The following is a 19,887-nucleotide window of genomic DNA, read 5'->3' on the forward strand; positions in this document are numbered from 1 at the left end:
GCACCCTCGCAATTTGCGACCGGAAACCCTCCATGCAAAAATTAAATCCAGCTTTATGAAATAAGGCTAAGTATCTAACTAATAGAAGTATTTTGATCAGGTGGTGTTGCTTTTAAGGCTGGCAAGACGTGAGTATATCAGTCGGTGAGAAGCACTATAAGAACCAACTGCTATAGTGAGAGTGCCCGGTCGAGGCCTCATAAAAGCTTCCATGATGTATCTTTTATTCCAATGCTTAAAACTTAATTAGGGTGACAACTAATTTTTTGGAGCGCGACATGACCGTCTTTCCAAGCGCACTGACTTCGTCAAAAGGTTGCAAGGGTTGCAAAAGCAATATTGATCTGGATTTAGATTTTACTTTCGCTTTTCAGCCGATTGTGGACGTGCGCGATCAATCGATATTTGCACATGAGGCGTTGGTAAGGGGCGTTGATGGTGAGGGGGCTATGTCAGTGCTGGGTAAAGTGAACGATGATAATCGTTATCGATTTGATCAACTTTGTCGCATGCGGGCTATTGCTACCGCTGCGCAACTTGGAATGACTGAAAATCTATCGATTAACTTTCTTCCGAATGCAGTTTATCGTCCAGAGCTTTGCATTAGAACTACATTGGAGGCCGCACGAAATAATAATTTCCCGCTCGATCGTCTGATTTTCGAAACGGTCGAAAGCGAATACGTTGATAACAATCACCATCTCACCAATATTCTACGTGAATATCGGGAGTTCGGCTTTAAAACAGCAATTGATGATTTTGGTTCGGGCTATTCGGGGTTAACACTGCTGGCAGACTTTCAACCGGATTTTATAAAACTTGATCTGGAACTGGTGCGTAACATTCATCGTGACCACTCTCGTCAGGCTATCGTCCGAGGTATTGTCATTATGTGTGCGGAACTGGGTGTTGAAGTTATTGCAGAAGGAATAGAGCATTCCGAGGAGCGAGATTTTCTAACCGAATGCGGAGTTTATCTAATGCAGGGGTACTGGTTCGCCAAGCCTGCATTTCAATCAATGGCTCTGGTGGCTCCTGATACATGGCAATAGAAAAGCTGGATTTCACAGTCGCGTGGTGAAGCCGATGCTCTTTGAGAATAACCTTGATCACTGCGACGAGTGTCATGTGATCCTTAAAATGGAAGGTATTCATCCTTACTTTATAGTTGAACGCTAAGGGTGGAGGCGCGTTATTGCGATATGGCAGGATAAGTACAGCCCATTGGGTCTTTACAAAATAATATTGTACTTTGCGAGTGAGTAGGGAAATGAGTCTTACGTTCGAAGAAACATCGATACAAACATTGTTGGCCGCGCCTGATCAGCTAGATGCTCTGGACTTCGGGGTAATTGGCTTTGACGAAGCTTCAGAAGTGGTAATCTACAATACTTTTGAAGCTAAAAGTGCGGCCTTGCGACAGGCGCGTGTTTTAGGTAAGAATTTATTTTTGGAAATAGCCCCCTGTTTGAATAACGCATTGGTTGCTCAAAGATTCGAGAATGAGCCTGAGTTAGATGTGATCATTTCTTACGTTCTAGCACTTAGAATGCGGCCCATCCCGGTAAGATTAAGACTGCTTAAAAATACTGATAATAATACCCGCTTCCTACTGGTTGAATGGGCATAAAAATGAGTAGCATAGAGCTGGCCAATGACTCAATCGAGTCAGATTACGAAGCATTGGTTTCATTCATGTATCTATCGCCAGTAGGACTGGTGAGAACCGATCTCATCGGGAAAATTGATATGCTTAATCCCAAGGCAACACAATTGTTGATGCCGTTGGTGAAGTCTATTGGCCTTGAAAATCTGTTTGAAACACTTGCTTGCGCGGCGCCTGATTTACGTAACCTTGTATCGAGTTTTAGAGAGTCGTGCGGGTCAATATGCGAAAATCATAGAATCCATGTATCGTCCGCAGCCGACGGAGGCATTGTTCTCGCATGTACAATTGTTAAGGTCAATGACGAGGTTTTGATAACAGTTCTGACTGATATTTCTTCCCAGGTTGCAACTGAAAGGAGACTCAAGCAGACAGATTCGTGGCTCGACGCCATTTATACGATTGTTAACGATTTCGCCGTCCTCGGTTTGGACAAACAGGGAGTGATTAATAGCTGGAGTCCTTCGGCAGAGCGTTTAACAGGTTACGCGGAGTCCGAGGCTATTGGTGAGACGTTGGGGCGTTTCTATAGTTTGTCTGATATGGAAGTTGATGTTTTGAAGGAGCAGCTCATATTTGCACGTGAAGAAGGTTGGCATTCACGAGACTATCTTTGTCAGCACAAGTCAGGAGTTAATTTTTTCGCTCAAACAATGATCGCTGTTTTGCGCGACGAAAGTGATGAGTTCTCTGGGTATACTGTTGTATTTCGAGATATCACTGAGCGAAAGGTGTCGAGTGACAATCTGGCCAATTTGCTCACTAAAGATCACCTTACAGGCGCAGCTAATCGCGCTCATTTTTTCAACCTGGCAGAGAAAGAGTTGGCTCGGGCAAGTCGATACGAGCACTCAATATCGATAATCATGCTAGACGCCGATCACTTCAAGCATGTTAATGATACTTGGGGGCATCCCATTGGGGACGAAGTACTTAAGTCTATAGTCAAGATTGCCGAGGGAGTTCTTCGGCCCGGAGATACCATAGCCAGGTTTGGAGGCGAAGAATTTGTGGTTTTGTTGCCAAAGAGCAATAGCGCCGAAACCTCAGCGATTGCTGAGCGATTGAGGAGCAGCATTGAAGCATCTAGTGTGGAGGCTGGTGATGATGAAATCAAAATCACAGTCAGTATCGGTTGCGCTTCGTTGAGTCAATCGCGATCCACTCTGAAACAGTTGTTGGTCTCAGCAGATCGCGCGCTCTACCAAGCAAAATCCAGGGGTAGAAACTGTATAGTTGATATTGATGACTGCTAATTGGCATCTCGTGGGTCAACAAGCGATAGGTCGAAAAGCCATTGCTGAAGATATCGAGGATATGTGTCTGCTATTCCCGATACTGGAAAAAACGCGAGCATCAGGCTGACGCCTTGTCTGAAGCCGCAAGTTCAAGCCGTTTGTCGATGTGAATTTTTTAGGCAATCAATTTAATTTGAGTAACTTGATTGGCTGGCCGTTAGCTGCCCTCCGCGAAGGACAGCTATTGGCCGACTACTACCCGTCACCAAGGGCAGAAAAAGACCCAAACGGCCGGTTCTTTATGAAAAGGAGTCTGATCCAGTGTTCAGGTCAAAAGCATTGGCATCAGGTCAGGGCTTTTGGGTCTACAGTCTTGTATATCGAGCAGTGGAAGCAGTTGAAATGAACGTGTCGTCTTCGATCTCGCCGCCAAGGCATATTGTCCTGCTGGGCTATGGTGGTTTGCTGCCGTTTATTGGTCTCGCGCTACTCATCCTCACGTCTGTGGAATATCGGCCGTTTTTGGCGGTGGCGCTGGTCAACTATGGCGCGGTCATCCTGAGCTTCGTCGGCGCGTTGCACTGGGGCTTCGCCATGTCAGTGCAAAACATGAGTGCCGAATTGCGTCGCGACCGGCTTATATGGAGCGTCATCCCGGCGCTTATCGCTTGGCTCAGCACGTTGTTACCGGTGCCAGTGGGTTGCTTGCTGTTGATCGTCGGATTTGTCGCCCACTTCTGGCAAGACCGGCAGTTGGTCCGGGTTGTGAACCTGCACGCCTGGTACCTGCCGATGCGATTTCGCCTGACAGCGGTGGCTAGCGTTTGCCTGCTTATTGGCGCAATCGCTGTAGTCATTTTTTCGTGAAACCGCGCCGGCCCGAATCGTCTGCAGTGCCAGGCAGTCGCTTGTCGCGGCTATTGCGTTTTGGCAGTTTGGCCTCGGGTGTGGCGGGCGGCATGCTGGCGGAAGGTGTGCGGCAGTTGGCTCAAGGTAAACGTCCGGCGTTCAGTGATCTGCTGTTGACCCCGGGTAATGCGCAACGGGTGGCCGAGCAACTGTCGCAATTGCGTGGTGCGGCCATGAAGGTTGGGCAGTTGTTATCAATGGATGCGGGTGATTTGTTACCGAGCGAGCTGAGCGACATACTTTCTCGTCTGCGTTCCGACGCGCATCCGATGCCCATGAGCCAGTTGGTAGCAGTCCTTGACGAAAGCTGGGGCAAGGGCTGGGAAGGACGCTTCGAACGGTTTTCCTTCACGCCTTTGGCGGCGGCATCCATCGGCCAGGTTCATGCTGCGAAAAGCAAAGACGGGCAACATCTGGCGATCAAGGTGCAATATCCGGGTGTGCGCGAAAGTATTTCCAGCGATGTAGATAATGTCGCTACTTTGCTGCGCATGTCCGGGCTGCTGCCTCCCGGCATGGACGTCACAGCACTGCTCCAGGAGGCCAAGTCCCAACTGCAAAATGAAGCCGATTACCTGAAAGAAGCTCAGCACTTACAGCGCTTTCATGAACGGTTAGCCGACAGTCCGGACTTTCTGGTTCCTCGTGGGTATGCCGAGTTCAGTAAGCCGAACATTCTGGTGATGTCCTTCGCCGACGGGGCCGCATTGGAAAGCCTTGAACACGCGCCACAGGCAGAGCGCGACCGGATCGTGACATTGCTGTTCGGCCTGCTTCTGCGCGAGGTGTTTGAGTTTCAGTGCGTCCAGACCGACCCCAATTTTGCCAATTACCTTTATCAGCAAGACACCGGGAAGATCGTATTGCTCGACTTCGGTGCCACGCGCCTTTATAGCCGCAACAGCACCGAGGCATTTCGCAAACTGCTCGTTGCAGGCCTGCATGAAGACCGCTCCGCCATCACCGCGGCGGCGTTGGAAGTGGGCTACTTTCAGCATGAAACCCTGGCCAGGCATCGGTTATTGCTGACCGACCTCATCGCCCAGGCCTGCGAGCCACTGCGGTATCAAGGTGCCTATGACTTTGCGATGTCTGACCTCGCAGGACGCTTGCGCGATGCAGGGTGGCAACTGGGTGCCGATCGTGACTTCTGCCACACGCCACCGGTGGATGTTCTGTTTCTGCATCGCAAGGTGGGTGGGTTGTACCTTCTGGCTGCGAAGCTAAAGGCGAGGGTGGATGTGCGATGCCTATTCGAGCCTTATGTAATTTGAGCGATTCCCGAACGAAAAATATCCCGGCAGGCTTACGTCTGGCCACTTCAGTTGCACATCGCTTCGTTGTCGAGCAATTCTCACACGACAGCTTTGGCTTCAGCCTTGATAGTTGATTTGCGATACGTCAGCAATACGATGCCGGTGACCACAATCACCCCGCCCAGAACCTGCCCTGTGCTGAGCATTTGGTCCAGCACAATCCACCCCATCAACAACGTCGCCAACGGCTCGATGTTCATGACCGGCGCATTGCGTGGCATGTCCAGCCGAGGCACGGAAATGAACAGGACGATGAAACCGGTGCCATAGAGCACCACCAGCGTGGCAAGGGCCAGCCATCCGGTGGAGGTCGCGGGCAGGTTCAGTCCGCTTGGGAAGGCGCCCGTCAGTCCTGCCAGATTAATGCTGCTGAAGACGATAAAAATGGTCAACAGACTGCGCGCCGAGCCGCGTACCTGAGACAACTTGTGGTCGGTGATCCACAGCGCGCAGGCGAACACGCTGGCGGCGCAGAATGCCAGCGCGACGCCCAGCCACCATTCCGGGCCGACGCCGGTCGTCGACGAAAGACGTCCGGGCACGTCCAGCACAAACACCAGCCCCACCAGAATCAAACCCATCAGCGTAGCGGTGCGCGCGGTCGGTCTCGGGCCGCCCATCGCCCAGGTGAGCAACGCCAGCAGAATGGGAAACACGTTGGCCACCAGCAGCGCCAGCGCCACCGGGATCCGAGCGACGGCGGAGTACAGACACAGGCTTTGCGCGGTAATCAGCAGACCCAGCAGTAATTGCCAGCGCCAGGCACCTGCCGGCAGACGCAGGCTTTGCCGTTGCCACAGCACCAGGATGGCGAGCACCAGTAAAGTCCCGCCCGAGCGCAGCAAGATCGCCAGCAACACCCCCGCGCCATCATCAAAAGCGACTCGTGCCGCCACATGGTTGCCGGCGAAAGCACAGCCCATGCACAGAAGAATGATCACGGCCAGATGGCGGGGGAAAGGTGTCGGAGCTGTTTGCGCAAGGGTAGAGCGGGGCATGGCAGATCTCGAACAGTGCTCGGCCATTCGGGATGGCGTGCGGGTTATTGTTATGTTGTCGTACAACCGCTCGTTTTGTACCGCAATCGGATAGGTCGGGCAAGGCGTGCGGCGTCCAAACCTCTTTGCTACTGAGGCTCATGTCGGTGGAATGGCGCAAATGCTGGTGGAGGTTCGCTGCTGCATACCCCCCTGCATCACCACAGGAATAGGCAAGCATTCAAGAGGAATGCACTAGGGTCCGAGCCGATTGACCGGGAGAATGTGTCGATCTGTTACGGGGGAGTGCTCACGCCGGCGACAAACCCCTTGAACCCCTGCGCATCACATCAACACGCTTCTGGCACCACAGGTAATTCCCATGACTTTCCCTTCTACAGAAAAACGCGGCTGGAGCGCCGTGCTGGCCATGTCGTTGGCCGCATTCGCGTTGGTCTCTTCAGAATTCATGCCCGTCAGCCTGCTGACGCCTATTGCGGCAGACCTGCACATCAGCGAAGGCCAGGCAGGGCAGGGGATTTCTGTGTCCGGTGCCTTTGCATTGATCACAAGCCTGGTCATTGCATCGATCGCCGCTCGCGTCGAACGCAAGAAGTTGCTGCTGTGCCTCACCTTGCTGATGATCGTGTCCGGCACGATCGTCGCGCTGGCGCCGGGCTACCCGTCATTCATGGCTGGGCGTGCCTTGATCGGCATCGCCATCGGCGGCTTCTGGTCATTGTCGGCGGCCACTGCGATGCGTCTGGTCCCGGCAAATCAAGTCTCCCGAGCGCTGGCCATCGTCAACGGTGGCAACGCGCTCGCTACGGTAATCGCCGCGCCAGCGGGCGCCTTCCTGGGCTCGCTGATCGGCTGGCGCGGTGCGTTTTTCTGTGTTGTTCCTGTCGCCGCACTGGCGGCCGTGTGGCTGATGATCAGTCTGCCGTCCTTCAAGACCGAGCGCCCGACAGGCAGCGGCAACGCCCTGCGACTGATGAAGCAGTTGCCGGTCGCATTGGGAATGGTCGCCGTCAGCGTGTTTTTCATGGGGCAGTTCATGCTGTTCACTTACCTGCGCCCGTTTCTTGAGGGGGTGACCGGTGTCAGCGTCTCGACATTGTCTTTCATGCTGCTGGGGTTGGGGCTTTCAGGTTTGATCGGAACCTTTCTGATCGAAAAATTCATCCGCAATAGCCTCTACCGCACGCTGACGGTTATCCCTCTGATCATGGCTGCCATCGCGCTGGCTTTAGTGAACTTCGGCGCGTCGCCGTGGCTGACCGCGGTGTTGCTCGGCCTCTGGGGGCTGGTCGCTACGGCCGCTCCCGTTGGATGGTGGACATGGCTGGCGCAAACGCTTCCCGATGATGCGGAAACCGGCGGAGGCATGCTGGTGGCCATCGTCCAACTGGCTATCGCAGGAGGGGCGATCGTTGGCGGGCTGGCGTTTGATCTGAGCGGTTATAAAGCCACCTTCGAACTCAGCGCGGCCGTGTTGGTTGCTGCGTCCATGCTCGCCTGGCTGGCGGGTCGCAGTGCCACTGAAGTTCATCTTGCCGAGTCGAACGTGACGGCCTGACAAACTCATGCGCACATCATCGGCCCCCCCCCCGGGAAGTGGAGTGGCAGCCTGATGGCACTCTTCAGAGGGAAAGGGTTTGCGGCGCCACCACCCACACGCTGCAAGGCATTTTGTACAACAGATGCTCCACCGTACTGCCGACCAGTCGGCCTATCCCTCGATGGGCAACACGGCCCATTACGATCACATCGACGTCGTACGCATCGGCGTAGCTGGAAAGCACCTTGGCTGGATCTCCCATGATCATGTGCTGGTTTTCTGCGGGGATATTGTTGCGCGCAGCCAGCGCCTGGAAGGCTTCGCCTTGGGCGTCAAACAGCCTCTTGGCGGCGCTGGAGGAAAAGAACGCCGACGCGTTATCAAAGCCGAATTCGGCGGCGCTGAGGGACGACAGGTCATGGGCATAGATCACGTCGAGTTCGGCGTTGCAGGTGCTCGCCAACCTTGCCGCTTCGCTCAGGATCCGGTCGTTGAGTCCCTCGTACTGGCCATCGCGATGGAAGGGATCGACGGCGGCAACGATCCGACGCGGCAGGGCATGTTGTACGTGGCTGACAAAATGCAGCGGTACCGGGCATTCACGCAGCAGGTGGATGTCCAGCGGCGTGAACATAAGGCGTGATAGCAGCGATTCATGCTCCAGTGCTTTGATCAGCGCAGCCATCGGCTGTTCCCGCAGGTGGATGAGGATTTCCTGCAAGGGCCGTTCAACCCACACCACTTCAGTGGTGACGTGCACACCGATTTTGCGCAGTGGCCGGGCCTGGTCTTCGAGCCATTGGTGATGGCGCTCGACGTAGCCCAGGCGCATTTGTTCCAGGGCTTGTTCGTTGACCATCCCGGCGGTCGCCAGACCCTCCAGATAATCGAACGCCACGATGTGCAGTGCGGCATCCGAGGCTTTAGCCAGTGCGGCGGCGCGGTCGAACGCAGGGCTGTTCTTCATCAGCGGCGAGGCGACGAGCATGAAGCGTGCTTGATCAGACATGACAAAACTCCCGTGGGTAATCACAGCAGTAATGCGCTCGTGAACTCAAACGTTCAGGAGCAACGGCAGCGACCTGTACCGATCCTGGCGCGGACGGCGGCGGGGCGCTTGATATTTGTCAAATGCCTGGCTGATCAATCACACCAGCGGATGCGCGGTCGCGTATTCCGGCTCATCCACCGATTGTTGACCATTATCAACCTGCGGTCTGACGGCGCGGCGCAAGCTCGGGTCGAGTGCTGAACTCAAACGCGCCACTGGCGCAGGGAGAAGTCACCATGGCCACCATGAAAGCCGCGATCTTCGTTGAAAAGAACCGCATCGTGCTCGACGACAAGCCGATCCCCGAAGTAGGGCCACTGGATGCCTTGATCCGCATCACCACCACGACCATTTGCGGCACCGATGTGCATATCCTGCGCGGCGAGTACCCCGTGGCCATAGGGTTGACCATCGGCCACGAACCGGTCGGCGTCATTGAACGATTGGGTTCGCAAGTACGCGGATTTGTCGAAGGGCAGCGGGTGATTGCCGGCGCCATTACCCCCAGCGGGCAAAGTTATGCCTGCCTGTGTGGCTGCGGCTCGCAGGATGGCCCCGAGACCCGGCATGGCTTCAAGGCCGTCGGCGGCTGGAAGTTCGGCAATACCCTCGACGGCTGCCAGGCCGAGTACGTGCTGGTACCGGATGCGCTGGCCAACCTGTGCCCGATTCCCGATGGACTGAGCGACGAACAGGTGCTGATGTGCCCGGATATCATGTCTACCGGGTTTTCCGGCGCTGAACGTGGCGAGATCGCTATTGGTGACACGGTCGCCGTTTTCGCCTTGGGGCCCATCGGCCTGTGTGCCGTGGCCGGGGCTCGCCTGAAAGGCGCCACCCGCATAATCGGTGTAGACGCGGTGCCTGAACGAATGAGTGTGGCCCGCCAGTTGGGCGCGACCGATATCGTCAACTTCAATGACGGTGACGTGGTGGCGCAGATTATGGCGCTGACCGATGGCCGTGGGGTCGATGTGTCCATCGAAGCGCTGGGCACTCAGGGCACTTTCGAGTCGGCATTGCGGGTGCTGCGTCCCGGTGGGCGCCTATCCAGCCTCGGTGTGTATTCCAGCGATTTGCGTATCCCGCTCGGCGCGTTTGCCGCGGGCCTGGGCGATTACTGCATCGTCTCCACCCTGTGCCCGGGCGGTAAGGAACGCATGCGTCGCTTGATGGGCGTGGTGCAGAGCGGTGCTGTAGATCTCTCGCCGCTGGTGACTCACCGATTCAAACTGGACGATATCGAAGCCGCCTATGAACTGTTCGCGCATCAACGCGACGGCGTTATGAAGGTGGCAATCACTCCTTGAAAGCATATGGATGTGCCGCAGAAGTCGAGGTTTTCATGAACATCGAGATCACTGAAAGACAGGCACCCCATGTCTGGGTTGTGCACCTGGATGGCTGGGTTGTGAGCTTCAGGAGCGTCAAGACTGCGCAGGATTTTGTCGATGTGCTTCAGGCCCGCATCAATGCACCTCATGTCTGGCCAAACGCTTGTGCTCAGACGCCAACGAGGCCGATTGTGGCTCGCCGGATGGGTGCGAGCGTTGAATGATCGCTCTGAGCTGCGTGCAGGGCGGTTCGCAAACCCTGCGCGGCGTTACCCATCATGAACGAAGTTTTCGATCTTTCCGGTGCCGCGGCGGCGTTGGGGATCGGCATGCTCATCGGCCTTGAGCGTGAACGGCACAAGGGCACTGGCGATGCGCGACACTGCGCCGGCTTGCGCACGTTCGCCATTACCGCTTTGTTGGGCTATGTCGCGCTGCAAGTTGGCGGTGGCCTGCTGTTGGGGATCATCGCCGCCTGTGTGACGCTGCTGATCAGCGTCGCGTATTGGCGCAGCCGCAGCGACGATCCCGGGGTAACCAGCGAGGTGGCGTTAATCACGGTGTTGCTTTTGGGCGCGTTGTGTACGACTGCGCCGGCGCTGGCAATTGCCCTTGGCGTGGTCATCGCGGGTTTATTGGCGTATCGCCAGACGCTTCATCATTTTGCCAACAGCCAGTTGACCGAAGCTGAAATGCGCGACGGTCTGATCTTGCTGATCGCGGCGCTTGTCGTGTTGCCATTGGTGCCGGATCGGTACATGGGGCCCTACGCCGCGATCAATCCACGCACTATTTGTACGCTGACGGTGTTGCTGATGCTGGTCGGCGCGACCGGTCATATCGCCGTGCGTATGCTGGGCACCCGCTATGGCTACGTGATCAGCGCAATCGCATCTGGGTTCGCTTCGAGTACCGTAACGATCGCCACCATGGGCCAGCGAGTCGTCCATGAGCCGGACAACATCAGGATCCTCAGCGCGGCCGCCATTCTGTCCAATCTTGCGACGGTGGTTCAGGTCGGCCTGATCTTCGCCATGGTTGATCCGGACTTGCTGCGCGACGTGTGGGCGCCTTTGGGTTTCGGTTTGGTAGCGACAGCCTCTTATGGCGCCTGCCTGATGTTTCCCGACCCGACTCGGGGTACCCGCAGCGAGCCGATCAAGACCTCCGGCGCGTTCAATCTCAAACTCGCAATAATCGTGACGCTGACCCTGACCGGCATCACGCTGCTGTCATCGGTAATGCTCAACCACTTTGGCCAGGCGGGAATGATGCTCACGGCGACTCTGGCAGGCTTTGCCGATGCGCATTCCGCCACGGCCTCCGTGGCGAATCTTGCCAAGGCGGGGCAGCTGCCATATGACGCCATAGCCGCCCCCGCGCTGATTGCCGTCAGCAGTAACTCGGTGAGTAAATGTGTAGTGGCCTGGGTCAGTGGCGGCAGACGCTTCGCCGCCTATGTGATCCCGGGCCAGCTATTGCTGACGCTTGCGATGTGGGCCGGCTACGTGTTGATTTAATCGCAAGCTGACTCACAACCCGGCGCCGTCAAAATCCGTGCAGTTGCTGATAAAGATCAAAGTGCTTGCGGTCGCAGCGTTCACGCTGAAGGTCTATTCCTTATGGCTGGCCGCGTGCCGAGGTATCCAATGTCGCAAACTCAGCATTTACTGTTGATCGCTCCTCCCGTCATGGAACGCACGCCGGCGTTTGAGCGCGCGGCGGCGCTTGCCCAGGCCATGCAAGTGCCGCTGCATATTGTGGCCTTCGACTATGTGCAAGCACTGGCGGTGGCAGGCCTGTTTGCCCCTGAGCAAATCCGCCTGGCCCGCGATGGTTATTTGCGCACCCATCGTCAGTGGCTCACAGAGCAGGCGTCATTGCTGGCAAGGCATCACATCAAGGTCACCACCGAGGTGGTCTGGGTTCAGGATCCTTTTGTCGAGATCCTGAAGTTCGTCAATGAGATGCCGGTGATATTGATCATCAAGGATGCCCAGCACGAGTCCGCGTTGAAGCGAATTTTTTATACCCCGCTGGATTGGCAACTGTTACGCGATTGTCCAGTGCCGGTTCACTTGGTAACTGACGACACTCATCCACGCCCGCGCAATGTACTGGCCATCGTCGATGTCTTGCGCAGCGAAGAACAGGATTGCCTGTTCAACGACCAGATCCTTGATGCAGCCACCCGACTGGCTGAGCAATGTGATGCCAGACTTGAGCTGGTGCATGTGTATGACTGGACAACGGTTTACACCACGGACATGGGGTTCGGCGCATTGCCGTTGGCCACCGGTATCCATGAAACGCTGGGTAGCGCTCAGCATGAGGCGTTTGCGGCCCTGGCCGAGCGTCACGGCGTACCAGATCCATGCCGACATTTCATCGAGGGCGCGCCGGTCGCAAGTATCTGCGAGTTCGCCGACAAGATGCAGATTGACGTCATTGTGATGGGAACAGTGCAGCACCACGGCTTGAGCAAGTTGTTAGGCACCACCGCCGAACAGCTGCTGCATCGAACTCCGTGCAGTGTGTTGGCGATCAAGCCGCAACACACCTTGCAGTCCTGAATCTGGATCGCCCCGTGATGAGTCGTTGGCCGACACATCACGAGGCGATTTTTTACAGGTGAAGTCGATGAATGACTTGGTGCGGATCGTCGGGATCATTCTGAGTCTCAAAGCCTAGACTTTTGGCCAGATCACGCATCAACGCGTTACTCGCGGCGTCGACCGAATACATCTGGCGAAAACCGTTGTGGCGGGCAGCCTTGATCAAGTGCTCCATCAGCAATGTGCCCAGGCCCAAGTGCCGCCATTCATCGGCGACCGTCACGGCACATTCGCATTGATGTTCGCCGGTGGCGGCATAACGGCTGATGCCGATTTCGATCAACTTGCCGTGCTCGTGAACCAGTGCAATGAAGGCCGTACGCTGTTTGTTATCGGTGTCCATCAACTGGTCGAGCAGGGCGGTGCCGGGCTCGCTGATCTGGGCAAGAAAGCGCATGTGCCTGGATTCGGGAGACAGGCGCTTGATGAAGTTGTATTCGCGCTCGCGATCCTTTTCCGAGAGCGGGCGGATCAACACATGGCGGCCGTCCTTGAGCGCCTCAATCCAATATTGGCCGGAGACCGCCGCATAGGCGGCTACGGCCTGATCGTTGTGGTCTTTAACGGTGAGCATGGGTCATCCTCCATCCAGTTGAAAGGCTGGCGCGCGGTGATAAAAAACGTCCGCTTGGCTTCCTTCTACACCGTTGCCCGCGGCTGCATCTGATCTAAGTCAGACACAGGCCATCGCGGTTTTTCATTGGCATCGGTTTGATGTCAATCGACATCAGGCAGGGGTTTTGGACAGGGCCGAGGCGTGCTTGCTCGACCTCTATTGCTGATCGTTTCAGTGGGGCTGGCGATTGCAGCCGGACACCATGTGCTTGAGGCCTTCCATGTTCTGGATGTTCACGTCGCGACCGGCGATTTCCACCAGTCCCTGATCGCGCAAGTGGGCAATGCCGCGACAGATGGTCTCCAGGCGCAGCCCAAGGTAGGAGCCGATCTCTTCACGGCGCATTTTCAGCACAAACTCTTTGGAGGAATAGCCACGCACGCTTAGGCGTTGCGAGAGGTTGAGCAGAAATGCCGCCAGGCGCTCATCGGAGTTCATGTTGCCCATCAACATCAACATGCTGTGGTCGCGCACGATTTCCCGGCTCAGCAGTTTGTTGAGGTTGTGCTGCAGGGAAGGAAGGCTTTGCGCCAGTTTTTCCAGTTGCGCGAAGTGAATCGGGCAGACTTCGCTGTCTTCCAGGGCATACGCAGTGCAAGCATGTTGATCGGCACTGATGGCGTCCAGACCGAGCATTTCGCCGGGTATATGAAACCCCGTCACTTGTTCTCGGCCATCGACGGACAGCACGCTGGTCTTGAACGAACCTATGCGCACAGCGTACAGCGAGCGCAGCGGGTCACCTGCCCGGTATAGAGCGGTGCCTTTCTTCACCTTGTATCGCTGCACGATCAGTGTGTCGAGTCGATCGACCTCCGAACCCGTCAGACCGATTGGCAGGCATAGCTCCACCACACTGCAACTGGAACAGGCAGCTTTGAGCAGTGGCGGGGGAGAATGAGCTTCAAGCATGGGGAAGGCGCCTCCAAGGGTCGTGATAAGCATAGGCGTCGTAGCGGCGCGAGTGCTTTTCATTTGGCCTTTCACCTTGATTGCAGACGAGCGGAGTGCCCGGATTAGCGAGGCGCTGGCAGCTTCGCCTTTATTGAGCTTCAAGGTTGATGTTGATACTTGATGTAAATCAATCGTTGCCGAGTTTTTCAATTTCGGCAGCCAGTCGCTCAGGCGTAACGAACACTCGTAAAGAATCAACACAGCAGCGATCACTGCTACCCAACGATGCTCTCGTTTGTTGACAAAAATCAGAGCCGGGAGCGGGCATCGTCAGATACTCAGTTCAGCGATTTAGCAGCGCAGTGATTAACCAAGGGGAAATCATGAACATGCGCTCGTCCATCATCGTGCTGAGTATCCTCTGTTGGCTACAGCCACCGGAGCGTGCAGCCGTCGAGGCCAATGAGCGCGTCAAGCGGATGGCCGAAAAGGCAGCGCGCAAGTAGTCGGCGATTACATCAAACCGGACACGGATGTCGGGCTGGCAATCAGGCCGGCGAAGCATTGTCAGGAGAAGTACGTCATGTTCAAGCTCAAACGCATTCTATTGATCGCACCCGCCGAAATGACTCGCACTCCGGCGTTTGACCGCGCCCAGGCTCTGGCCCGCGCCAGCGGTGCGTTGTTGCACATCGTGGCGTTCGATTATGTGCAGGCCTTGGCGCTTGCCGGGCTGTTTGACCACAACGCCATGACGCAGGCGCGCGAAGGTTATTTGCAGGTGCATCGGCATTGGCTGGAACAGCAAGCCCGATTCGAGCGTGGCAGCGGCGAGCAAGTCACTACCGAAGTGGTCTGGGCCAGGTCCACACCGGCGCATGTGCTTGAGTACGTCAATGACTTCCACGCCGATCTGGTAATCAAGGACGCCCATCATGTTCCGGCCCTTGATCGGGCATTCCATCAACCACTGGACTGGATGTTGCTGCGCGATTGCCCAGCCTGTTTGCACCTGGTGACCGAGGCAGCGAACCCGAAGCCTTTGAAGATTTTGGCGGCCGTAGACCTTTCCCACCTTGAAGACCTGACCCAAGGGCTCAACGACCGGATACTCGGCCTGGCATCGACATTGGCATCAGAGTGCGGAGCGTCGTTGCATCTGTTGAACGTGAGCAATTGGTCCGTAGTGGGTGATGCCGCGATGAGTGTGCCGAACCTGAGTCTGGATCACAGCTTGCGCGATGCGATCACCGATACTCAGCAAGAGGCGTTCGATACCCTGGCCGAGCGCTATGGTGTCGATGAAAAACACAGGCACTTGCTGACCGGTATCCCTTACCGGGTGATCGAACAGTTTGCCCGACAAAATACGTTCGACCTGATGGTGTTGGGCACGTCCTACCATCACGGGCTCGACGGTTTTATCGGCGGCACGGCGCAATGCCTGATAAATCGCGCGCCGTGCAGCTTGATGATGGTCAGGCCGCTACCTTCTGCAGCCTGATCGGTCAGCCGTTCATCACCAACCGCTTTCAGCCGAAAGCGGCAAACGATGACGGATGGAGTCACTATTTTTCGCTTGCCTTGCAAGCAGTAGCCTAAACCGTTGGTAGCGTTCCGCCGTCGATCACAAATTCACTCCCAGTGATCGATGACGCTCGCGGTGAAGCCAGGAAACAGATCAGGTCAGCAACTTCCGAAGGCGTCGATGGGCGTCCGAGCGGGATACCTCCAAGGGCTTTCATGATGATGTCTTTCCCCCCTTGATAGTCAGTACCTGCTTGCTGCGCGAGTCGCTCGGCAAATACGACCGACGCTTCGGTTTCAACCCAGCCCGGCGAAACCCGAACTACGCGAATGCCTTTGGGCGAAACCTCTTTTGACAGACTTTTGCTGTACGTCGAAAGCGCGGCTTTGGCCGCCGCGTATGCTGTTGTAGATTCCGGCAGTGGCAGCCGACTCTGGATGGAGGTGACGTGGATAACAACCCCTTCCTTGCGCGCCAGCATTCCCGGGAGCAGGGCTCGATCAAGGCGCACCGCCGGCAACAGGTTCAGGCTGAGCTCCTGTTGCCAGTGCTCTTCGTCCAGCGCAGCAAAACCTCCGCCGGGTGCCGACGAACCACCCAGGACGTGGATCATGATGTCTACGCCGCCGAACTGTTCCTGGACCGCTGCGATCAGCATGTCACAACCTTCCCGGGTCGAAAGATCAGCCGCAATCAGAACTACGCCCGGCATTTCCACGTCCACCTGCCTGGCCGAAGTGATGACCTTCGCGCCCTCGGCCATTAGCAACTCGACGACAGCCTTGCCGATGCCTTTGGTGCCACCGGTGACCAGGACCCGCTTGCCAGTCAAACCTGAAGTCAGCATGGCGTGATCTCCAGTGAACGGATTCGACCGTCCTCCAGCGTGAACGCGTAGCTCAGTTGAAGCGGGCTACCGGGAAAATTCCCGACAACGTTCGCAATGACCGTGAGTCTGTTCTGTTCTTGAAGGGCTTGTAGTGGGTGGACCTGATACGCGAAGGCCTTGCGGGCATTTTGTTGCCAGGCTGTGATAGCAGCGATGCCTTCGTATGTTTTTCTCTCGTCGCACACCGTGGCGTCAGGGCTGAAGCAGCTCGCAAGTTGTGCTGCATCGCCACCGTTACTGTCCGTAAAGTACATCTTCACGGCGTCGGGGAGTTGAAGGGGCATGTCGTTCTCCTGAATCGGGTTGTATGAAGCGATCTTGGGTGCGTTTGTAAGCGTGCCTGATGCAATGAGGCATCCATTCAGCTCGAGGATCAGGAGATCAACCCCAGTTTCGCTGCCTTGAAGGTGGCGGCCGCTCGGGTCGAGCACTCCAGCTTTCGGAAGATACTTTCCACGTGCGTGCGAACCGTGCTCGGGCTTATTTCCAGCAACCTCGCCACTTGCTTGTTGTTGGCACCATCGCTGATCTCCCTGAGAATGCGACGCTCGCGCCCGGTGAGTAAAAGCCCACCCGGCTGCTGGATCTGCTGCTCGTCGAGCACAGCCAGCTTCAGCGACGAATGACAGGCTTGAGGGGCCGAGCATTCAGTAGCAACCAGATCGCTTGAGCTGATGAGGTCAAAGTACGTGTCGACACTGCTGACAGGCTGAAGGCTCATTCGCTGATCTCCTGGATGGATTACCTGCAGTGATCTTGCTGCCAGACGGATAGTTTGTTCAACTGGGACAAACCTGTATGACCCATCCCGATATTCAGGACAATTCATGTCACACGAGCGTTTAGGCCTCAGCGAGCTGGACGCGGTTATAGCGGTCGCACGTCGCGGGTCGTTTCGCAAAGCCGCGATCGATCTTCACGTCTCCACTACCGCGTTGAGCAACACCATTGCGCAACTGGAAGCCCGCCTCGAATCGCGGTTGTTCAATCGCACGACCCGTAGCGTGGCCATTACCGAAGCGGGCAGGGTATTTCTCGAGCAGGTGGGGCCCGCCTTGCAGGATTTGCGCGCCGCACTCGATGCCGTTCGATCGCATAACGCCGGGCCCTCGGGCACGCTGCGCATCAATGCGTTTGCCAGCGCTGCCCGATCAGCGCTCATGCCCCTGGTGATGGAGTTCTTGCAGCAACACTCGAAAGTACACATCGACCTCGTCACCGAAGGCCGTCTGGTGGACATTGTTGCGGATTGCTTCGATTTCGGCGTGCGCTCGGCAAGTCTCGTTCCGAACGACATGATCGTGATCCCCCTCGGCCAGCCGCAATGCTACGCCGTGGTCGGCTCGCAGGCGTACTTTGAAAAACACGGCAAACCGCAAACGCCATCCGAGCTGCTCCAGCACCGATGCATCCGCGTGCGACTACCCAATGGGGCGATTTTCCCGTGGCATTTCGAGCGGGACGCAGAAGTGACTCGTCTCGATGTAAGCGGGCCGCTTACGCTGGATGAACCCAGTGTGGTCAAGGCGGCCGTGCAGGAGGGCATGGGGCTCGGCTTTTTCATGGCGCAGGACGTTCACCACGAAATCCGTGCCGGACAGTTCGTGCAGGTTCTCGAGGAATGGACACCGCCCAGGGACAAACTGTGTCTGTACTACCCGAACCGCCGCAACCCATCTGCGGCAGCCAAGGCATTCATCGAGTTGGTACGCGCCCGTCAAGCCGATCAGGACGGGGTCGCATGATTAAGCCCTTCGGACCGGGCTCAGGCGATCAATCCCAGTGTCAGTCCCTTCAACGTGGCGGCTGCGCGGGTGGAGCATTCCAGTTTGCGAAATATGCTTTCCATATGCGTACGAACCGTGCTCGGACTGATGTTCAGCAGCCGTGCTACCTGCTTGTTGCTGGCGCCACGACTGATTTCCAGCAGGATGCTGCACTCGCGAGTCGTAAGTAACGACGCTCTCGGTTGACGCCTCCGACGCTCGCCACCTGCGGCGGCAATGACTGCTTCGCAAACATCTTTGTCGAACAAACCACTGTCAGCATCGTGTTTGAGTAGCCTGGCAGCCTCCGCTTCGTCGTGGGCGGACCGCCATGGCCTGGCCTCTCTTAGCGCGACCCAGGTGACTGACGTGGCAAACAGGCGATACTCGGCGCACAGCGCATCACCCGCCAAGCCTCGAAAATAGCCACTGCCGTTGAGTCGTTCATAAGCATGGGTTGCAATCTCGGCGGGCACGGCCAGTTCAGAGACAGGCCTGAGCGCTTGTTGCGTCCAGTAAGGGACAAGGCGCACCCGCTCCGCAGCGCCGTATGGCAGCTTCCCTGCGGTATTCCAAAGGTTGTTTGAAACGGCTGCCCGGCCAAGACCGTAGATGAGCGCGGACTTGCCAATTTCAGTCAGGGTGGATTCACGCAGCCCCCACAGGCGTGCAGCTTCCACGGCGACATGCGCTACCTGCCGCGAATGCCCTGCCAGCCAGGGGAGCTTCAAGTCGATTATGTCTCCCACCAGCGTCATTGAGACGCAACGTTGCCCAGGCGCGGGGTCAACCGTTTTCGAAAGGGTTTCCAGATTCGCCAGCCACTCCTTGGCGTTCTCCAGAAGCAACGCTACCAGCGATGCGGGATAACGCCGATCCGATTGCTCTCTGATCCAGCGTAAAGCCGCGTCAAGGCCGTGTGCGCGACTGAGAATATCCAGATCGCCTGCAAGTACTACCAGATAGGCGACCTCTGGAATGTGCTCATGGGTCAGACCCAACGGCCGGCCAGTGCCGTCATAGGTTTCGAACACGCGACACAACCCCGCCTCGACGGCGGCACCGAGCTGGAGCGTTTTAGCGATTGCTCCCGACACCTCACAGTGCACGACGGCGAGCGGGGTCGCCTGATGCACCGCGTTCATTTGCTCCTTGCCCAGCGTTAAGTCGAGCATCGCGCGGCGGCCATCGACGTCGTCGCCCAGCAGGTCCGCAAAGCCTTCAGCATTGGCGGTACAACCGGACCAGCGCAGCAAGGCAACCTGTTCCGCGACCCTCAGGTGCTCGCCGTCGCCGTTCTGGGCCTGCGCCAGCATTCGCGCCAGTGCGGCAACGCGCCGGGAATGACCGAGTGGTTGGCCCATGCTGAGGTCACCGACCTGGGCGATCGTCGCCAGTGCCCCGTCCAGGGAGATATCCAGTTGCAACGCACTATCCATGAAAAATGTCCCGGGGTCGGATAATTGACCGATGCCCGCAACGCAGGCCAATCAGCAGAATTTGAACTCCAGAACAGGAGCTCATCCA

19 protein-coding genes and 1 pseudogene are annotated in these 19,887 nt (G+C 56.7%); 12 read left to right on the forward strand and 8 right to left on the reverse strand.

Annotated elements, in window-relative coordinates:
• The first annotated feature begins 278 nt into the window (after window positions 1–278).
• The 5 genes from rimA (at window position 279) to H8B20_RS27225 (ending at window position 5,087) form a co-directional block, all read left to right on the forward strand.
• Window positions 279–1,052, forward strand: coding sequence for a S6 modification regulatory phosphodiesterase RimA (gene rimA / locus H8B20_RS27205; protein ID WP_210625159.1), 774 nt, complete (start codon window positions 279–281; stop codon window positions 1,050–1,052).
• Window positions 1,053–1,270: 218 nt separating this feature from the next.
• A complete protein-coding gene (locus H8B20_RS27210; RefSeq protein WP_210625160.1) occupies window positions 1,271–1,630 on the forward strand; it encodes a hypothetical protein in 360 nt (119 codons plus the stop codon).
• A 2-nt stretch (window positions 1,631–1,632) separates the two neighbouring features.
• Window positions 1,633–2,922, forward strand: coding sequence for a sensor domain-containing diguanylate cyclase (locus tag H8B20_RS27215; protein ID WP_210625161.1), 1,290 nt, complete (start codon window positions 1,633–1,635; stop codon window positions 2,920–2,922).
• A 384-nt stretch (window positions 2,923–3,306) separates the two neighbouring features.
• Entirely contained in the window at window positions 3,307–3,771 is a 465-nt protein-coding gene (locus H8B20_RS27220) for a DUF3429 domain-containing protein (RefSeq protein WP_210625202.1), read from the forward strand.
• A gap of 179 nt (window positions 3,772–3,950) precedes the next feature.
• Window positions 3,951–5,087: an ABC1 kinase family protein gene (locus H8B20_RS27225; RefSeq protein ID WP_342345727.1), complete on the forward strand. Its 1,137-nt coding sequence runs from the start codon at window positions 3,951–3,953 to the stop codon at window positions 5,085–5,087.
• 80 nt (window positions 5,088–5,167) lie between these two features.
• Here the strand turns inward: H8B20_RS27225 and H8B20_RS27230 are convergent, their stop codons facing one another.
• The gene (locus H8B20_RS27230) at window positions 5,168–6,127 is read right to left on the reverse strand and encodes an EamA family transporter (protein WP_210625163.1); all 960 of its coding nucleotides are present in this window, start codon (window positions 6,125–6,127) and stop codon (window positions 5,168–5,170) included.
• A gap of 361 nt (window positions 6,128–6,488) precedes the next feature.
• On the opposite strand from H8B20_RS27230, the gene H8B20_RS27235 reads away from it, so the two are divergent.
• Window positions 6,489–7,685, forward strand: a complete 1,197-nt coding sequence (locus tag H8B20_RS27235) for an MFS transporter (protein WP_210625164.1) — start codon at window positions 6,489–6,491, stop codon at window positions 7,683–7,685.
• 64 nt (window positions 7,686–7,749) lie between these two features.
• Here the strand turns inward: H8B20_RS27235 and H8B20_RS27240 are convergent, their stop codons facing one another.
• Complete coding sequence (locus H8B20_RS27240) at window positions 7,750–8,676, reverse strand: universal stress protein (RefSeq protein ID WP_210625165.1); 927 nt, start codon at window positions 8,674–8,676, stop codon at window positions 7,750–7,752.
• A gap of 278 nt (window positions 8,677–8,954) precedes the next feature.
• On the opposite strand from H8B20_RS27240, the gene H8B20_RS27245 reads away from it, so the two are divergent.
• The 4 genes from H8B20_RS27245 to H8B20_RS27260 all read left to right on the forward strand — a co-directional run bounded on the left by H8B20_RS27245 (window position 8,955) and on the right by H8B20_RS27260 (window position 12,625).
• On the forward strand, window positions 8,955–10,028 hold the full coding sequence (locus H8B20_RS27245; RefSeq protein WP_210625166.1) for an NAD(P)-dependent alcohol dehydrogenase: 1,074 nt from the start codon (window positions 8,955–8,957) through the stop codon (window positions 10,026–10,028).
• A 35-nt stretch (window positions 10,029–10,063) separates the two neighbouring features.
• A complete protein-coding gene (locus H8B20_RS27250) occupies window positions 10,064–10,276 on the forward strand; it encodes a hypothetical protein (protein WP_210625167.1) in 213 nt (70 codons plus the stop codon).
• A gap of 54 nt (window positions 10,277–10,330) precedes the next feature.
• Complete coding sequence (locus H8B20_RS27255; RefSeq protein ID WP_210625168.1) at window positions 10,331–11,572, forward strand: MgtC/SapB family protein; 1,242 nt, start codon at window positions 10,331–10,333, stop codon at window positions 11,570–11,572.
• Window positions 11,573–11,701: 129 nt separating this feature from the next.
• Window positions 11,702–12,625 carry a universal stress protein gene (locus H8B20_RS27260; protein ID WP_210625169.1) on the forward strand — a complete coding sequence of 308 codons (924 nt, stop codon included), beginning with the start codon at window positions 11,702–11,704 and terminating at the stop codon, window positions 12,623–12,625.
• 52 nt (window positions 12,626–12,677) lie between these two features.
• On the opposite strand, the gene H8B20_RS27265 is transcribed toward H8B20_RS27260, so the two are convergent.
• Window positions 12,678–13,241: a GNAT family N-acetyltransferase gene (locus H8B20_RS27265; RefSeq protein ID WP_042558939.1), complete on the reverse strand. Its 564-nt coding sequence runs from the start codon at window positions 13,239–13,241 to the stop codon at window positions 12,678–12,680.
• A gap of 213 nt (window positions 13,242–13,454) precedes the next feature.
• Complete coding sequence (gene fnr, locus H8B20_RS27270) at window positions 13,455–14,195, reverse strand: fumarate/nitrate reduction transcriptional regulator Fnr (protein WP_210625170.1); 741 nt, start codon at window positions 14,193–14,195, stop codon at window positions 13,455–13,457.
• 565 nt (window positions 14,196–14,760) lie between these two features.
• Between fnr and H8B20_RS27275 the strand changes: the two genes are divergently transcribed.
• The gene (locus H8B20_RS27275) at window positions 14,761–15,681 is read left to right on the forward strand and encodes a universal stress protein (RefSeq protein WP_210625171.1); all 921 of its coding nucleotides are present in this window, start codon (window positions 14,761–14,763) and stop codon (window positions 15,679–15,681) included.
• A gap of 94 nt (window positions 15,682–15,775) precedes the next feature.
• Here the strand turns inward: H8B20_RS27275 and H8B20_RS27280 are convergent, their stop codons facing one another.
• The 3 genes and pseudogenes from H8B20_RS27280 to H8B20_RS28000 all read right to left on the reverse strand — a co-directional run.
• Window positions 15,776–16,552 carry an SDR family oxidoreductase gene (locus H8B20_RS27280; RefSeq protein ID WP_210625172.1) on the reverse strand — a complete coding sequence of 259 codons (777 nt, stop codon included), beginning with the start codon at window positions 16,550–16,552 and terminating at the stop codon, window positions 15,776–15,778.
• Complete coding sequence (locus H8B20_RS27285; RefSeq protein ID WP_210625173.1) at window positions 16,546–16,878, reverse strand: nuclear transport factor 2 family protein; 333 nt, start codon at window positions 16,876–16,878, stop codon at window positions 16,546–16,548. Before H8B20_RS27285 ends, H8B20_RS27280 begins: the two co-directional genes overlap by 7 nt.
• A gap of 89 nt (window positions 16,879–16,967) precedes the next feature.
• Window positions 16,968–17,171 (reverse strand): annotated as a pseudogene (locus H8B20_RS28000) (response regulator transcription factor); the annotation flags it as partial.
• Window positions 17,172–17,421: 250 nt separating this feature from the next.
• On the opposite strand from H8B20_RS28000, the gene H8B20_RS27295 reads away from it, so the two are divergent.
• Window positions 17,422–18,339, forward strand: coding sequence for a LysR substrate-binding domain-containing protein (locus H8B20_RS27295; protein WP_210625175.1), 918 nt, complete (start codon window positions 17,422–17,424; stop codon window positions 18,337–18,339).
• Window positions 18,340–18,359: 20 nt separating this feature from the next.
• Here H8B20_RS27295 and H8B20_RS27300 read toward each other — a convergent pair whose 3' ends face one another.
• A complete protein-coding gene (locus H8B20_RS27300; protein WP_210625176.1) occupies window positions 18,360–19,799 on the reverse strand; it encodes an HD domain-containing phosphohydrolase in 1,440 nt (479 codons plus the stop codon).
• Window positions 19,800–19,887: the final 88 nt, after the last annotated feature.

Source organism: Pseudomonas sp. P42 (genome assembly GCF_017973755.1).
Lineage (GTDB): Bacteria > Pseudomonadota > Gammaproteobacteria > Pseudomonadales > Pseudomonadaceae > Aquipseudomonas > Aquipseudomonas iridis.

Coding starts and splice junctions, on each gene's coding strand:
- rimA (WP_210625159.1), top strand. CDS start 279: ATGACCGTCTTTCCAAGCGCACTGACTTCGTCAAAAGGTTGCAAGGGT.
- H8B20_RS27210 (WP_210625160.1), top strand. CDS start 1,271: ATGAGTCTTACGTTCGAAGAAACATCGATACAAACATTGTTGGCCGCG.
- H8B20_RS27215 (WP_210625161.1), top strand. CDS start 1,633: ATGAGTAGCATAGAGCTGGCCAATGACTCAATCGAGTCAGATTACGAA.
- H8B20_RS27220 (WP_210625202.1), top strand. CDS start 3,307: ATGAACGTGTCGTCTTCGATCTCGCCGCCAAGGCATATTGTCCTGCTG.
- H8B20_RS27230 (WP_210625163.1), bottom strand. CDS start 6,127: ATGCCCCGCTCTACCCTTGCGCAAACAGCTCCGACACCTTTCCCCCGC.
- H8B20_RS27235 (WP_210625164.1), top strand. CDS start 6,489: ATGACTTTCCCTTCTACAGAAAAACGCGGCTGGAGCGCCGTGCTGGCC.
- H8B20_RS27240 (WP_210625165.1), bottom strand. CDS start 8,676: ATGTCTGATCAAGCACGCTTCATGCTCGTCGCCTCGCCGCTGATGAAG.
- H8B20_RS27245 (WP_210625166.1), top strand. CDS start 8,955: ATGGCCACCATGAAAGCCGCGATCTTCGTTGAAAAGAACCGCATCGTG.
- H8B20_RS27250 (WP_210625167.1), top strand. CDS start 10,064: ATGAACATCGAGATCACTGAAAGACAGGCACCCCATGTCTGGGTTGTG.
- H8B20_RS27255 (WP_210625168.1), top strand. CDS start 10,331: ATGAACGAAGTTTTCGATCTTTCCGGTGCCGCGGCGGCGTTGGGGATC.
- H8B20_RS27260 (WP_210625169.1), top strand. CDS start 11,702: ATGTCGCAAACTCAGCATTTACTGTTGATCGCTCCTCCCGTCATGGAA.
- H8B20_RS27265 (WP_042558939.1), bottom strand. CDS start 13,241: ATGCTCACCGTTAAAGACCACAACGATCAGGCCGTAGCCGCCTATGCG.
- fnr (WP_210625170.1), bottom strand. CDS start 14,195: ATGCTTGAAGCTCATTCTCCCCCGCCACTGCTCAAAGCTGCCTGTTCC.
- H8B20_RS27275 (WP_210625171.1), top strand. CDS start 14,761: ATGTTCAAGCTCAAACGCATTCTATTGATCGCACCCGCCGAAATGACT.
- H8B20_RS27280 (WP_210625172.1), bottom strand. CDS start 16,552: ATGCTGACTTCAGGTTTGACTGGCAAGCGGGTCCTGGTCACCGGTGGC.
- H8B20_RS27285 (WP_210625173.1), bottom strand. CDS start 16,878: ATGCCCCTTCAACTCCCCGACGCCGTGAAGATGTACTTTACGGACAGT.
- H8B20_RS27295 (WP_210625175.1), top strand. CDS start 17,422: ATGTCACACGAGCGTTTAGGCCTCAGCGAGCTGGACGCGGTTATAGCG.
- H8B20_RS27300 (WP_210625176.1), bottom strand. CDS start 19,799: ATGGATAGTGCGTTGCAACTGGATATCTCCCTGGACGGGGCACTGGCG.